Source organism: Mycobacterium sp. NGS67 (assembly GCF_059812185.1).
Genome location: NZ_JCALCF010000023.1, coordinates 60,407 through 73,787, shown reverse-complemented (window position 1 = coordinate 73,787; position 13,381 = coordinate 60,407). Strand labels below are relative to the sequence as shown.

The 13,381-nt window shown below is 68.3% G+C and carries 12 protein-coding genes; 7 read left to right on the top strand and 5 right to left on the bottom strand.

The window, feature by feature from the left end; all coding sequences use genetic code 11:
• Nucleotides 1-159: 159 nt before the first annotated feature.
• The 3 genes from AC5Y4D_RS20165 to AC5Y4D_RS20155 all read right to left on the bottom strand — a co-directional run bounded on the left by AC5Y4D_RS20165 (nucleotide 160) and on the right by AC5Y4D_RS20155 (nucleotide 4,638).
• Nucleotides 160-1,986 carry a phosphoenolpyruvate carboxykinase (GTP) gene (locus tag AC5Y4D_RS20165; RefSeq protein ID WP_499993598.1) on the bottom strand — a complete coding sequence of 609 codons (1,827 nt, stop codon included), beginning with the start codon at nucleotides 1,984-1,986 and terminating at the stop codon, nucleotides 160-162.
• A gap of 166 nt (nucleotides 1,987-2,152) precedes the next feature.
• Nucleotides 2,153-3,628, bottom strand: a complete 1,476-nt coding sequence (locus AC5Y4D_RS20160; RefSeq protein WP_500038059.1) for a hypothetical protein — start codon at nucleotides 3,626-3,628, stop codon at nucleotides 2,153-2,155.
• Nucleotides 3,625-4,638: a hypothetical protein gene (locus AC5Y4D_RS20155; protein WP_500038058.1), complete on the bottom strand. Its 1,014-nt coding sequence runs from the start codon at nucleotides 4,636-4,638 to the stop codon at nucleotides 3,625-3,627. Before AC5Y4D_RS20155 ends, AC5Y4D_RS20160 begins: the two co-directional genes overlap by 4 nt.
• A gap of 133 nt (nucleotides 4,639-4,771) precedes the next feature.
• Between AC5Y4D_RS20155 and trmB the strand changes: the two genes are divergently transcribed.
• From trmB to mmpL3, 3 genes are read left to right on the top strand one after another with little or no spacing between them, the layout of a single operon-like run.
• Nucleotides 4,772-5,518, top strand: a complete 747-nt coding sequence (trmB, locus tag AC5Y4D_RS20150) for a tRNA (guanosine(46)-N7)-methyltransferase TrmB (RefSeq protein WP_499993603.1) — start codon at nucleotides 4,772-4,774, stop codon at nucleotides 5,516-5,518.
• Nucleotides 5,519-5,522: 4 nt separating this feature from the next.
• Nucleotides 5,523-6,260, top strand: a complete 738-nt coding sequence (locus tag AC5Y4D_RS20145; protein WP_500038057.1) for an NYN domain-containing protein — start codon at nucleotides 5,523-5,525, stop codon at nucleotides 6,258-6,260.
• A 49-nt stretch (nucleotides 6,261-6,309) separates the two neighbouring features.
• Nucleotides 6,310-9,144, top strand: coding sequence for a trehalose monomycolate exporter MmpL3 (gene mmpL3 / locus AC5Y4D_RS20140; RefSeq protein ID WP_500038056.1), 2,835 nt, complete (start codon nucleotides 6,310-6,312; stop codon nucleotides 9,142-9,144).
• Between the two features lie 66 nt (nucleotides 9,145-9,210).
• On the opposite strand, the gene AC5Y4D_RS20135 is transcribed toward mmpL3, so the two are convergent.
• Nucleotides 9,211-10,365 carry an AI-2E family transporter gene (locus AC5Y4D_RS20135; RefSeq protein ID WP_499944052.1) on the bottom strand — a complete coding sequence of 385 codons (1,155 nt, stop codon included), beginning with the start codon at nucleotides 10,363-10,365 and terminating at the stop codon, nucleotides 9,211-9,213.
• Nucleotides 10,366-10,501: 136 nt separating this feature from the next.
• Here AC5Y4D_RS20135 and AC5Y4D_RS20130 point away from each other — a divergent pair, with 136 nt between their 5' ends.
• On the top strand, nucleotides 10,502-11,641 hold the full coding sequence (locus AC5Y4D_RS20130) for a lysylphosphatidylglycerol synthase transmembrane domain-containing protein (protein ID WP_499944053.1): 1,140 nt from the start codon (nucleotides 10,502-10,504) through the stop codon (nucleotides 11,639-11,641).
• A 40-nt stretch (nucleotides 11,642-11,681) separates the two neighbouring features.
• Here AC5Y4D_RS20130 and AC5Y4D_RS20125 read toward each other — a convergent pair whose 3' ends face one another.
• Nucleotides 11,682-12,158: a hemophore gene (locus tag AC5Y4D_RS20125; RefSeq protein WP_500038055.1), complete on the bottom strand. Its 477-nt coding sequence runs from the start codon at nucleotides 12,156-12,158 to the stop codon at nucleotides 11,682-11,684.
• A gap of 159 nt (nucleotides 12,159-12,317) precedes the next feature.
• Here AC5Y4D_RS20125 and AC5Y4D_RS20120 point away from each other — a divergent pair, with 159 nt between their 5' ends.
• The 3 genes from AC5Y4D_RS20120 to vapC are packed head-to-tail and all read left to right on the top strand — an operon-like array spanning nucleotide 12,318 to nucleotide 13,372.
• Complete coding sequence (locus tag AC5Y4D_RS20120; protein ID WP_500038054.1) at nucleotides 12,318-12,710, top strand: hypothetical protein; 393 nt, start codon at nucleotides 12,318-12,320, stop codon at nucleotides 12,708-12,710.
• Between the two features lie 34 nt (nucleotides 12,711-12,744).
• Nucleotides 12,745-12,972 (top strand): type II toxin-antitoxin system VapB family antitoxin, encoded by a 228-nt coding sequence (locus tag AC5Y4D_RS20115; RefSeq protein WP_500038053.1) that lies wholly within the window; start codon nucleotides 12,745-12,747, stop codon nucleotides 12,970-12,972.
• Nucleotide 12,973: 1 nt separating this feature from the next.
• Nucleotides 12,974-13,372, top strand: coding sequence for a type II toxin-antitoxin system VapC family toxin (gene vapC / locus AC5Y4D_RS20110; RefSeq protein WP_500038052.1), 399 nt, complete (start codon nucleotides 12,974-12,976; stop codon nucleotides 13,370-13,372).
• Nucleotides 13,373-13,381 lie beyond the last annotated feature (9 nt).

The window sequence follows — 13,381 nt, the reverse complement described above, 5'->3', positions numbered from 1 at the left end:
CCTTATTTTTGCTGTTCAGAGACTCGCATCAATGAGTTTGGCCTACCGAAACTTTCTATTTGGCAAACCTCATACCCTGACCCGCGCACCCTGCCGAGCAGACGCAAAATCGCCCGAATTCCAGCGGAATTGGGCGATTTTGCGTCTGCTCGCGGGAAGCTAGTCGGCTTCGCGCAGCCGCTCCTTGAGCGCGTCGAACTCGTCCTTCACACCCGTCGGCAGCTTCTCGCCGATGAACTCCAGCCACTCCTCGATCAGCGGCAGTTCCTCGCGCCATTCGTCGGTGTTGACGGCCAGCGCGGCGGAGACATCGGCGGCCTCGACGTCCAGGCCATCCAGGTCCAGGTCCTCGACGGCGGGAACCGTGCCGATCGGCGTGGTCTTGCCGCCGGCCTTGTGCTCGATGCGGTCCACGATCCACTTCAGCACCCGGCTGTTCTCACCGAAGCCCGGCCACAGGAAGCGGCCGTCGTCGCCGCGGCGGAACCAGTTGACGAAGAACACCTTCGGCAACTTGGACTCGTCGGCGTTCTTGCCGAGGTTGATCCAGTGGCCCATGTAGTCGCCCACGTTGTAGCCCAGGAACGGCAGCATGGCCATCGGGTCGCGACGCACCGCGCCGACTTTGCCCTCGGCCGCGGCGGTCTGCTCGCTCCCCAGGGTCGCGCCGATGAACACGCCGTGCTGCCAGTCGCGCGCCTCGGTGACCAGCGGCACCGTGGTCTTGCGGCGGCCGCCGAACAGGATGCCCGAGATCGGCACACCCTGCGGGTCGTCCCATTCCGGGGCCAGGATCGGGCACTGTGACATCGGGGTGCAGTAACGGGAGTTCGGGTGGGCTGCCTTCTCGGTGGACTCCGGAGTCCAGTCGCGGCCCTTCCAGTCGGTCAGGTGCTGCGGGTCGCCTTCCAGGCCCTCCCACCAGACATCACCGTCGTCGGTCAGCGCCACGTTGGTGAATACCGTGTTGCCACCCTCGATGGTGCGCATCGCGTTGGGGTTGGAGTCCCAGTTGGTGCCCGGCGCCACCCCGAAGAAACCGAACTCCGGGTTGACGGCGTAGAGGCGGCCGTCCTTGCCGAACCGCATCCAGGCGATGTCGTCGCCCAGGGTCTCGGCGCGCCAGCCCGGGATGGTGGGCTGCAGCATCGCCAGGTTGGTCTTGCCGCAGGCCGACGGGAACGCCGCGGCGAAGTAGTACGCCTTGTTCTCCGGCGAGATCAGCTTGAGGATCAGCATGTGCTCGGCCAGCCAGCCCTCGTCGTGAGCCATCGCCGAAGCGATGCGCAGCGAGTAGCACTTCTTACCCAGCAGCGCGTTGCCGCCGTAGCCCGACCCGTAGCTCCAGATCTCGCGGGTCTCGGGGAAGTGGGTGATGTATTTGGTCTCGTTGCACGGCCACGGCACGTCTTTCGCGCCGTCCTCGAGGGGCGCACCGACCGAGTGCAGCGCCTTGACGAAGAAGCCGTCGTCGCCGATCTTGTCCAGCGCGGCCTTGCCCATCCGGGTCATGGTGCGCATCGACACCACGACGTACTCGGAGTCGGTGATCTCCACACCCAGCTTGGGGTCCTCGGCGCCGAGCGGGCCCATGCAGAACGGCACCACGTACATGGTGCGGCCACGCATACACCCGCGGTAGAGGTCCTTCATGAGGGACCGCATCTCGGCGGGGTCTTTCCAGTTGTTGGTGGGGCCGGCGTCGACTTCGCGCTCCGAGCAGATGAACGTGCGGGACTCCACGCGGGCGACGTCGGACGGGTCCGACAGCGCCAGGAACGAGTTGGGGTGCCGGTCCGGGTTGAGCCGGGTGAACGTGCCGGCCTCGACCAGCTGTTCGGAGAGCCGCTTGAACTCCTCGTCGGAACCGTCGGTGAACACCACCCGGTCGGGCTGGGTGAGCTCGGCAACCTCCTCCACCCAGGACAGCAGCCCCTTGTGTTTAGTGGGCGCGGTATCCAGACCGGGGACGGTTGCTGAGGTCATCGAACTCTCCTGAATTCTGCTGCGTGGTGCTGGTCGGTAATGGTATTGCCAGCGCGGTTCTGCTCACACTTAACGCTTTCTTATACAGATTATCGCGCTTCACTTGTAGGGAAAGTGCTGGGCGGGTATAAGACTGCTCACAAGACCGATTCAGAAGCATTTCGCCCTACGGCAAACCGTGTGATCGGGCACCCGGATCGCCGAGTTCCGCACGCACCGCGTCGAGCGCGGCCTGCACGGTCGGCATCTCCCGGTCCCGGGCGGCGGCGGCCCGGGCCGCGGCCAGCGCGTGTTCGCGCAGTTCGGTGTCGATCACGCTGACCTGATCGTTCACCCGGGAGTTCTCCATCTCGTCGCGCGCGGTCGCCGCGGTGCTCAGCAGCGACTCGCCGACCAGCACCCGGCTGGCCACCAGTTGCTCCAGGACCGACCGCAGCGACGACGTGGCCTCCCCCGCCCAGCGGTCCAGGGCGGCACGGTCGCCGAGCAGGGTCCGGATGTGCACCACCCAGACGGTCATCGCCAAGCCGAGCGCACCGCATGCGACGGTCCCGGCCACCAGGTACGCCGGATGCAGATGGCCGGCCAGACCGGCGAGCAGCCGGCTCAGCGTCAACGCCACGCCGAGTCCGAACACCACGCCGAAAACCATCATCAGCCGGGTCTCCAACCGGCGCGACTTGAGCTGGACGGACGGGAGCGGGACCGTCGGCGGCTCGAACGGCGGGAGGTCCAACGGCACGCCGGCCCCCTGCGCGATCTCGGCGAGGTTGGCGTCGACGGCTGCTCCGATCTCGCCGACCGCTTCGTCACATCGACCGCGCACGTCCTCTTCCAGACCGCCCATGGCCCGGCGCGGCAAGTTGGCGATGTCCTCCTGCAGGGTGGTACGTATCGAAGCGCTGCGGGTGCGCGCCAGGTAGGACAACTGGACCCGGGCCTGCTGCAGTTGGCCGCGCAGGGTGATCGTGCGCTCCGACTTCGTCTCCCGTCGTTGCCGCAGCGTGGCGCTGCGCTGCTCGCGCAGGGCGTCCACCCGGGCTCGCCGGCCGGCGCCGTCGGCGTCGCGCTCGAAGCGTTGCGCGACCTTCTGCAGGCGAGATTCCCACGCCCGCAACCGATTCCGGCGTGCCACGTCGACGTCGGCGAGCTGTCCCTGGACGGTGGCGACCAGCTCTTCGAGCTGCGGCTCACCCACGTCGGGCGCCGCGGCCGCACCGACCCAGGACACCCGGTCGTAGCGCGGCGCGTGGCGGGCCAGCTTGGCGACATTGGCGGCCAGCACGTCGCGCCAGCCGAAATGCACGTCGATCTTGCTCACCACGGCCACCACCACATCGGTGTTCTCGGCGGCGGCGTCGAGCAGCGCGCAGTCGGATTCGGTCATCGGCGCCGCGCCCGACACCACGAACACCACTGCCTTGGGCGCCGCTCCGGGTGCCAACTCGGCAGCCTCGACGAAGGTGTGTTGCCCGAGCCGTTCGCGCAGCGCGGTGGCCACCGCGGTGACTCCGGACAGCCACGGGCCGGTCACCAGCACCACGTCCAGCCGGTTGACGGCCGGAGCATCCAGACTCGGCCCGATGGAGGCCACCAGAGCATCGACCCGGGCCACCGGGTCGTCCCGCCGCCCGCCGGTCACCGCGACACCCGAAATCCGGCGCCACCGGCGCGCGAGAACAGCCGAAGCGATCCCCGGGTGATGTCGGCCGCGCAGGCCCGCTGCAGCTCGGTGAGCGGTGTGCGGCGGTGGCGCTGCCAGTGCACCGCGCGCGCCAGGGGCGCGTCCGGACCGGGTCCCCGCCCGTCGGCCGCGGCGGCGTCAAGGGCCGCCGCCATCCGGGCGATCACCGTGTCGTCGCGGGACAGGAACTCGGCGACGGCCGCGTCGGAGACGGCCAGTGCCTCGAGTTCGGTGACGGCGTCGCGCACCCGGCGGTAGCGCACCTGGGCGCCGGCGACGGCCAACCGTTCGATCACCGCGTCCACACCGCTGGCCCGCCGCCATACCGTCCGGACCTGCGCGGGCCCGGCGCCCTGGCGCAACGCCGCGACGCCCAGCGCGACGCCCAACAGGTCCAGCGTGCGCAGCAACCGCACCCGCGTCGCCACCGGAACCGGCAGCGGCGCCGTCAGGAACCCGTCGAAGGAGCGGTCGAGGCACGTCGAACCGCCCGGATGCGCGGCAAGTGCCCGCAGGCCGGCCCAGCACTGCGCATCGACCCAGCACTGCGCATCGGCATCGTCGAGGGCCGCGACGGCGAGCAGCCCGCTGATCGGCAGCACGGGCGCCCCCATTCGGGCGGCCAGCCCGGCACACTGCGACCCCACCCGGGCGTCCCCGGCCAGGCCGGTCACGTCGGCCTTGTTCAGCAACGCCAGCGCCGGGCGCGGCCCGCGGATGTCCTCGGGCTTGGCGACCTCGGCGACCACCTGGACGAGCAGATCCGCGGCGGCCCCCGGGGGCGTGACCCGCACGCCGGCGCGGTCGAGGGCCCGTGCCACCGTGCCGCGGCCCACCCCGCGACGTCCGCGCACCGCCACTCGCAGCGGCGCGGCGGTGCGCTCGGCGAGCGCCTGGATCCGCTGGTCAGCGGCCTGCCGGGCGAATCGCGTCAGCTCGTCGACGAAAATCTGATGCCCCTGTCCCATGTGTTCCGGCTGTTGGCGGCCCCACCGAATGGTGGCATCCCCGCCACCGGCACGCGAGCCAGGTGCCCCCGATACCAGCCGAAGGCAACTGTTGGGTATCAATCTGGACCAGAGGCGGCTACATCCGCCGATCATGGGCCACCATGGACGAATGCACGCGCAACCCGGGGTGGGGTTACGGCCCGACACGCCCTGGGGCTATCTGCCTGCCACGAGTTTCCGGTCGCGGCGCTCGGCTCTGTCCAACGCGCAGCGCGAGACCTGGGAACGTCGCTGGCCGGAACTCGGCCGCCAGGCCGACACCCCGCCCGAGCAGCCGCTGGACACCCGTGCCTGGTTCGGCCGGGACGCGCCGCTGGTGCTGGAAATCGGTTGCGGCAGCGGGACGTCCACGCTGGCGATGGCCCAAGCCGAGCCCGACATCGACGTCATCGCGGTGGAGATCTATCGCCGCGGCCTGGCCCAGTTGCTGTGCGGAATCGACAGCGCCGGCGTCGACAACATCAGGTTGATCCGCGGCAACGGAATAGACGTGCTGAAAGATCTGATCGCGCCGGAATCGCTGACCGGGGTGCGGGTCTTCTTTCCCGACCCGTGGCCCAAGGCACGCCACCACAAACGCCGGCTACTTCAGCCGGGAACGGTTTCCCTGATCGCCGACCGGCTACTCCCCGGGGGTGTGTTGCATGCCGCGACCGACCATCCCGGCTACGCCGAGCACATTGCCGCACTGCGACCACCCGGCCTCGTCCGCGTCGATCCCGGCACCGAATCCCTACCCATCTCCATCGTCCGTCCCATCACCAAGTACGAGACGAAGGCTCAAGAAGCGGGCAGCAGCGTCTGTGAGTTCGTATGGAAGAAGCCCGAAATCAGATGAGCAAATGAGCCTCACCGAAGACGTGACGACGCCGGCGTCGGAGACGATGGCCCGGCCGATGCTGGCCGCGGGTGACCTGGCGCAGGACGGCCTGACCGGGCTCGCGAAACCCGTGCAGCGGGTCCTGCTGGTCTGGGACGCGCCCAACCTGGACATGGGTCTGGGTTCGATCCTGGGCCGCCGGCCGACCGGGCTGGAACGGCCCCGGTTCGACGCGCTGGGCCGCTGGCTGCTGGCCCGCACCGCCGAGGTCAGTGCGAGATCGTCCGACGGCTCCGATGCCCGCATCGAGCCCGAGGCCACCGTCTTCACCAACATCGCCCCGGGCAGCGCCGAAGTGGTCCGGCCGTGGGTGGACGCGCTGCGCAACGTCGGCTTCGCCGTCTTCGCCAAGCCCAAGATCGACGAGGACAGCGACGTCGACCGCGACATGCTCGAGCACATCGACCTGCGCTACCGGGAGGGGCTGGCGGCGCTGGTGGTGGCCTCCGCCGACGGTCAGGCCTTCCGCCAGCCGCTCGAGGCGGTGGCCCGTGGCGGAACTCCTGTTCAAGTGCTTGGATTTCGCGAACACGCCAGTTGGGCGTTAGCGTCGGATAGCTTGGAGTTCGTCGACCTGGAGGACATCGCGGGTGTTTTCCGGGAGCCACTGCCGCGGATCGGCCTGGATTCGCTACCTGAGCAGGGGGCTTGGTTGCAGCCGTTCCGGCCGCTGTCGTCCCTGTTGATCTCGCGTGTGTGACAACAGAAGAGCAATGCGCGGGTCGCTAGAGATCCAGTAAGGAGCCTAAGTGTTCGCCTGGTGGGGTCGAACTGTGTACCGATTCCGTTTCATCGTAATCGGGGTCACGGTGGCTTTGTGCCTGCTCGGCGGAATCTTCGGGCTCAGTCTCGGCAAGCACGTCACGCAGAGCGGTTTCTACGACGACGGCAGTGAGTCGGTCAAGGCCTCCATCCTCGGTGACGAGGTCTACGGACGCGATCGGACCGGCCACATCGTCGCGATCTTCAAGGCGCCGGACGGCAAGACCGTCGCCGACCCGGCGTGGTCGAAGAAGGTCACCGACGAGCTCAACCAGTTCGTCGCCGACCACCCCAAACAGGTGTTCGGCTGGGCCGGCTACCTACGCGCGCCGGATAACCCCAGCCCCGTGATCAAGGGCATGGTGACCGACGACAAGCGCTACACCTTCGTGTCGATCCCCCTCAACGGCGACAACGACGACACCATCCTGACCAACTACAAGGACATCGAACCCGCACTGCAGAAGTTGGACGGCGGCACCGTGCAGCTGGCCGGCCTGCAACCGATCGCCAGCGCACTGACCGGCACCATCGCCACCGACCAGCGCCGGATGGAGGTGCTGGCGCTCCCGCTGGTCGCGGTGGTGCTGTTCCTGGTGTTCGGCGGCGCGGTCGCGGCCTGCCTGCCCGTCATGGTCGGCGGTCTGAGCATCGCCGGGTCACTGGGCATCCTGCGGCTGATCGCGATGTTCGGACCGGTGCATTTCTTCGCCCAGCCCGTCGTCTCACTGATCGGCTTGGGCATCGCGGTGGACTACGGATTGTTCGTGGTGAGCCGATTCCGCGAGGAGATCGCCGAAGGCTACGACACGGAGACCGCCGTGCGCCGCACCGTGATGACGGCGGGACGCACCGTGGTGTTCTCGGCAGTCCTGATCGCGGCCTCGGGCGCCAGCCTGCTGCTGTTGCCCCAGGGCTTCGTGAAGTCGCTGACCTACGCGCTGATCACGGCGGTGACGCTGGCCGCGATCCTGTCGATCACGCTGCTGCCGGCCTGCCTGGGTGTGCTCGGCAAGAACGTCGATGCGCTCGGTGTCCGGACCGCGTTCCGGGTGCCGTTCCTGCGGAACTGGAAGGTGTCCCGGGCCTACCTGAACTGGCTGGCCGACCGCCTGCAGAAGACCAAGACCCGCGAAGAGGTCGAGGCCGGGTTCTGGGGCAAGCTGACGAACTTCGTGATGAAGCGCCCGCTAGCCTTCGCCATCCCGATCGTGGTCGGCATGATCCTGCTGATCATCCCGCTGGGCAACATGTCGCTGGGCGGGATGAGCGAGAAGTATCTGCCGCCGAACAATGCGGCGCGCCAGTCGCAGGAGCATTTCGACCAGCTCTTCCCCAGCTACCGCACCAATCCGCTGACGCTGGTGATCCGGTCCACCAATCATCAGCCGGTGACCGACCAGCAGGTCGCGGACGTGCGGGCGAAGGCCATGGCCATCAGCGGGTTCAACGTCCGGGACAACAATCCGGCGAACATGTGGCAGGAGCGTTCGCAGGCTCCGGATGCCTCGAAGGATCCGTCGGTCCGGGTGCTGCAGAACGCCCTGAACAACCCGGCCGACTCGGCTCGTAAGCTCGCCGAGCTGCGCTCGATCACACCGCCCAAGGGCATCGACATCTACGTCGGCGGCACACCGGCGCTGGAGCAGGACTCGATTCACAGCCTGGTGGACAGGGCACCTTTGATGGTGATCGTGCTGATCAGCACCACCATGTTGTTGATGTTCCTGGCCTTCGGCTCGGTGGTGTTGCCGATCAAGGCCGCGGTCATGAGCGTGCTGACGCTCGGTTCCACAATGGGCATCCTGACCTGGATATTCATCGACGGCCATGGCGCCGGCCTGCTGAATTTCACGCCGACACCGCTGATGGTGGTGATCATCGCGCTGGTGGTGGCGGTCGGCTACGGCCTGGCCACCGACTACGAGGTCTTCCTGGTCTCCCGCATGGTCGAGGCCCGCGAGAACGGCATGTCTACCCAGGAGTCGATCCGGATCGGGACGGCGACCACCGGGCGGTTGATCACCGCCGCCGCGTTGGTTCTGGCCGTGGTCGCCGGGTCGTTCGTCTTCTCCGACCTGGTGATGATGAAGTACCTGGCCTTCGGGTTGATGGCGGCGCTGCTGTTGGACGCGACCGTGGTCCGGATGTTCCTGGTGCCGTCGGTGATGAAGTTGCTCGGCGACGATTGCTGGTGGGCGCCGCGCTGGATGCGGCGCCTGCAGAACCGCATCGGTCTGGGCGAGATCCAGCTGCCCGACGAGCGTAAGCGGCCTGCCAGCACGGTGCGTCCGCCGGTGACGGCCGGTCTGGTGGCCGCGACCCCGCGGCCTCCGCACGACCCCACGCATCCGGCGCCGCTGCCCCGTCCGGCGGCCCGGCCAGAACTGGGTCCGTCGAACGCGCCGGCCCCGGCGGCCAGCCCGCAGGTCCCGGTCCGGTCCGGGCAGTCCGTGAACCAGCCCCAGGAGGCGCCGACCGCTCGACTGCAGCAGCCGTCGCGCAACGGGCCGACCGCCGCGACCACCCGCCCGCCGGCCCGGGTGCCGACCGCCAAGCCGCCCACCCCGTCGGCGGAGGAGACCAACAAGATGCCGGCCGCGGGCAACCGGCCCGACGCCAAGCCCGAGGACCCGTCCGACGAGACGGTCGCACTACCGGCTCAGCGGGCCGACGAGGACTCGGAGACGGCTACCGAGAAGCTCAACGCGCGGGGGATCCAGGGCGAGAACGCGGTGGACAACGGGCGTCAGCGTCGCCGCGGTGGCGGCGGTGGGCTGTCGGCCCAGGATCTGCTGCGCCGCGAAGGACGCCGGATCTAGCTCGCCGGGATGGCATTGCGGCGAGCGTGTCGCCACTGCGAAAAAAGCGCTCGTTTTTCGCAGTAGTTACACGCTGGGCGAGGGTTCCTTGTCGGGCTTGTCCGGTTTCGCCTGGACGATCGCCGACACCTCTTCCTCGTCTTTCTGCTCCTCGGCCTCGGCCTCGGGATCCTTGGCCAGCAGCACCTGTAGCGCGTTGTTCAGGAACGCCACGGTCGGCACGGACAGCAGGGCGCCGACGATCCCGGCCAGCACCCCGCCGGTGGAGATGGCCAACACCACCGCCAACGGGTGGATCGACACCGCGCGCCCCATCACCAGCGGCTGCAGCACGTGCGCCTCGAGCTGGTTAACCACGATCAGCAGACCGAGCGTGAGCAGCGCGTACACCATGCCCTTGGCCAGCAGCGCGACCACCACGGCCAGCAAACCCGACACCAGCGCACCGATCAGCGGCACGAAGGCGCCGAGGAAGACGATGGACGCCAACGGCAGCGCCAGCGGCACACCCATGATCGCCAGACCCGCCCCGACCCCGACCGCATCGGTCAACGCGACCAGGAAGGTGGCCCGGATGTATCCCGTCAGCGCGCCGTACCCGGCCAGACCCGCCTGGTGCACGCGGCTGCGGACATGGCTCGGGACCAGCTTCTGGACGTACTGCCAGATGTTGCGGCCGCCGTAGAGGAAGAAGATCAGCGTGAACAGCACCAACACCGCCGCGGTGGCCAACTCGGTGATGGTGGCGGCGGTGGACAGGGCGCCGCTGGTCAGCTTCTCCTGGTTGTTGCGCACCGCCTGGATCGCGGAGTTGCCGGCGTTGTCGATCTGTTCGCGGCGAACGTGCGCCGGCCCTTCGATCAGCCATTTGCGGGCCGAGTCGATGCTGTGTTCCACCTGGGTGACCAGGTCGGGCAACCCGACGATGAACTGGCTGACGACGAAAGCCAGGATGCCGCCCAGGATCGCGAACCCGGCCAGCAACACCAGCGTCACCGCGACACCGCGCGGCACGCCCCGGGTGTCCAGCCAATCCACCAACGGCACCAGCAGGGCGCTGATCATCAGCGCCAGCAGCACCGGCACGACGATCACTTCCAGCTTGTCGACCACCCACAGCAGCGCGACAGCCGCGGCCACGATGACCAGCAGCCGCCAGGACCAGGCGGCGGCCTTTCGGACCAGCGGACTTACGGATTCGTCGTCGATGGTTGCCGACATTGGGCAAGCGTAGCCGGGGTGGCGGCGCAACTTCCGCAAACCCGGGCGCCACGATCCGGTTACGACCCTGGAACGACGTCGACACGTCAGCGACGTGCATCGATGCGCGCGACACCGGCACGGTTACCCTAGTGCGATGTCACCGGACGCCGCCGCCCGCAAGCTCGTGGGAGGGCGGTTGGGGACCTTCACCCGCCAGGGCGACGCGCCGCCGCGCGGCAAGTATTGGTGGCTGAGGTGGGTCGGGCTCGTCGTCGTGGTGGTCGTGCTGGGCGTCGAGATCGCCCTGGTGCGCGATCAGTTGGCCAAAGCGTGGATGAGTCTGTATGAGGCCAAGTGGTGGTGGTTGGTCGCCGCGATGGTCGCGGCGGCGGCGTCGATGCACAGTTTCGCGCAGATCCAGCGCACGCTGCTGGCGTCCGCCGGCGTGCACGTCAAGCAATTGCGGTCCGAGGCCGCGTTTTACGCAGCCAACTCGCTGAGCACCACGCTGCCCGGCGGACCGGTGATCTCGGCGACGTTCCTGCTGCGTCAGCAACGCCTCTGGGGCGCCTCGACGGTGGTGGCCTCCTGGCAGCTGGTGATGTCGGGCGCGCTGCAGGCGGTCGGGTTGGCGGTGCTCGGGCTGGGTGGGGCGTTCCTGCTGGGCGCCAAGAACAACCCGTTCTCGCTGCTGTTCACCCTTGGAGGGTTCGTCGCGCTGATGCTGCTGGCCCAGGCGGTGGCGTCACGGCCGGAGCTGATCGAGGGCATCGGCATCAAGGTGCTGTCCTGGGTCAATTCGGTCCGTGGCAAACCGGCCGACGCCGGCGTGGACAAATGGCGCGAGATTCTGATGCAACTCGAGTCGGTGAGCCTGAGCCGACGCGACCTCGGGGTGGCGTTCAGCTGGTCGCTGTTCAATTGGGTCGCCGACGTCGCATGCCTGGCCTGCGCGGCCTACGCCGCCGGCGATCACGCGTCGGTCGCCGGGTTGACGGTCGCCTACGCCGCGGCGCGTGCGGTCGGGACGATTCCGCTGATGCCGGGCGGTCTGCTGGTCGTGGAGGCGGTGCTGGTGCCCGGGCTGGTGTCGTCGGGTATGGCGCTGCCCAACGCCATCTCGGCGATGCTGATCTACCGCTTGATCAGTTGGTTGTTCATCGCCGCGATCGGGTGGGTGGTGTTCTTCTTCATGTTCCGCCGCGAACGCGCGGCAGACTCCGACGCCGAGGACCCGCCCACCGACCCCGGCATCGCGGGCCGGGGACTGAACGCCACCGATCCGGCCGCCTAGGAGCACGGCAGCAAACCCTGCCGCCGCCGGACTGAGTGCTCTAGCTGTTGTTAGGCCTGGGGCCCGGCAGCGACGGACTCGCGGGCGCTGCGGGCGCCGCACCCGGGAGACCGGGCAATCCGCCAGCCCCCTGCGCGGCCTGGAACAGGCTGAGTGCCTGCGGCAGCGTGATCGGCAACCTGCACTGCGTGCCCAGCTTGTTCAACGGGTTGGCCAGCCCCTGCAGATCCAGCGCGACCTTCGGGTTGGCCTCGAAGTAGCTCTTCAGCGTCACCGCCGACTGCGGTCCGGCCGGTTCCTGCAGGACGGACGTCAACGCCTGGTTGGTCTCCGGGTGCGAGTCCAAATAGTCGCCGGTCTGCTTGGCGACGGTGCCGACGGTGCGGGCGACCTCGCTGGCCGCGCACGGGTCGGTTGCACCCGTCGCCGTCGGAGCGGCGACGAACGCGCTGCCGGCACCAGTCAGTCCGGCCGCGACGACGACGGCCAAAACCCCACGGCGCGTGCTTACTTGCATGGAAAAACTCCTCACGAATCCGCCGCACGATGTCCCCCGACCGCGGCCCCGACCATCGTGCCATCAGTCCAGACCGTGCCGCCAATTCTGGGCTTGGACCCGTCCGCGGTGTGCGCGGCTCCGAATAACTCCAGTTGTGCAATCAGCAAGGGGGTACCGATGACGCTCAGCATTGCTGCGCCGGCTGGCGTAGTCAGCTTCCGCCAGCTCGCGTGCACGCTGCAGATGAAGCCGGGTCAACGTCTCGCGGCAGTCAATGTGCCGCCGGACGGCGGGTTGGTGGTTCCCCGGGCTGCCGCGCTGTATCCCGACGACGCCGATGCGGTCATCGGCTTCGTCACCGAACCCACACAGCTGCCACTCCTTGACTGCGTCTACGCGGCCGCCCGTGACGCTCGCCCCGCCTGGCTGGGTCATCCCCGTGGCTGGCACCGCGGTTGGCTCACCGCAGCCTTGGGACGATACGACGTTCGTGGCGTCGACGAGCGGGTGATCGGTGGTGCGTGGATTGCCGTGCATCTGCGTGGCCGCCCGCGCGCAGTGCGCTGGTAGCCTGCCAATACACCTGCTGGTGTATTGTGGTGTAATGTCGCGGACCAATATCGAGATCGACGACGAGTTGGTGGCCGCGGCGCAACGAATGTACCGACTGGATTCCAAGCGGAGCGCGGTCGACTTCGCCCTCCGGAGGCTGGTGGGCGAGCGGCTGGACCGCGACGAGGCGTTGGCGTTGCAGGGCAGTGGTTTCGATTTCAGCAATGACGAGATCGAGTCGTTTTCGGACGCGGCCACTGTGCCGGCAGATCAGCCTTGAATTGATTGTCGACACCTCGGTCTGGATCGAATTCCTTTCCAGCCCAGACTCATTCGCCGGCCGCTGGCTCGCAGACCGAATCGCCGCCGACGCGGAAGTGATCGTCCCTGAAGTGGTGCTGATGGAACTGCTGATCGGCACCACCGACGAGGACAAGGCCGCGTTACCGCGGCGGTTACTCCAGCGGTTTGACATAGCGCCTCTCGCCCCGGTGCGCGACGCAGAAGATGCGGCCGCCATCCACCGGCGCTGCCGTCGCGGCGGCGATACGGTACGCAGCCTGATCGATTGCCAAGTGGCCGCGATGGCGCTGCGACTCGGAGTCACTGTCGCCCACCGCGACCGCGACTACGAGGTGATCCGCCGGCATTGCGGATTGCAGACCGTGCTGCTGTTCTGACGCTGTCAC

Bases quoted from the DNA above. Each gene is read 5' to 3' on its own strand.
- AC5Y4D_RS20165 (WP_499993598.1), bottom strand. From the start codon at position 1,986: ATGACCTCAGCAACCGTCCCCGGTCTGGATACCGCGCCCACTAAACAC.
- AC5Y4D_RS20155 (WP_500038058.1), bottom strand. From the start codon at position 4,638: ATGGGACAGGGGCATCAGATTTTCGTCGACGAGCTGACGCGATTCGCC.
- trmB (WP_499993603.1), top strand. From the start codon at position 4,772: ATGGGCCACCATGGACGAATGCACGCGCAACCCGGGGTGGGGTTACGG.
- AC5Y4D_RS20145 (WP_500038057.1), top strand. From the start codon at position 5,523: ATGAGCCTCACCGAAGACGTGACGACGCCGGCGTCGGAGACGATGGCC.
- AC5Y4D_RS20135 (WP_499944052.1), bottom strand. From the start codon at position 10,365: ATGTCGGCAACCATCGACGACGAATCCGTAAGTCCGCTGGTCCGAAAG.
- AC5Y4D_RS20130 (WP_499944053.1), top strand. From the start codon at position 10,502: ATGTCACCGGACGCCGCCGCCCGCAAGCTCGTGGGAGGGCGGTTGGGG.
- AC5Y4D_RS20125 (WP_500038055.1), bottom strand. From the start codon at position 12,158: ATGCAAGTAAGCACGCGCCGTGGGGTTTTGGCCGTCGTCGTCGCGGCC.
- AC5Y4D_RS20120 (WP_500038054.1), top strand. From the start codon at position 12,318: ATGACGCTCAGCATTGCTGCGCCGGCTGGCGTAGTCAGCTTCCGCCAG.
- AC5Y4D_RS20115 (WP_500038053.1), top strand. From the start codon at position 12,745: ATGTCGCGGACCAATATCGAGATCGACGACGAGTTGGTGGCCGCGGCG.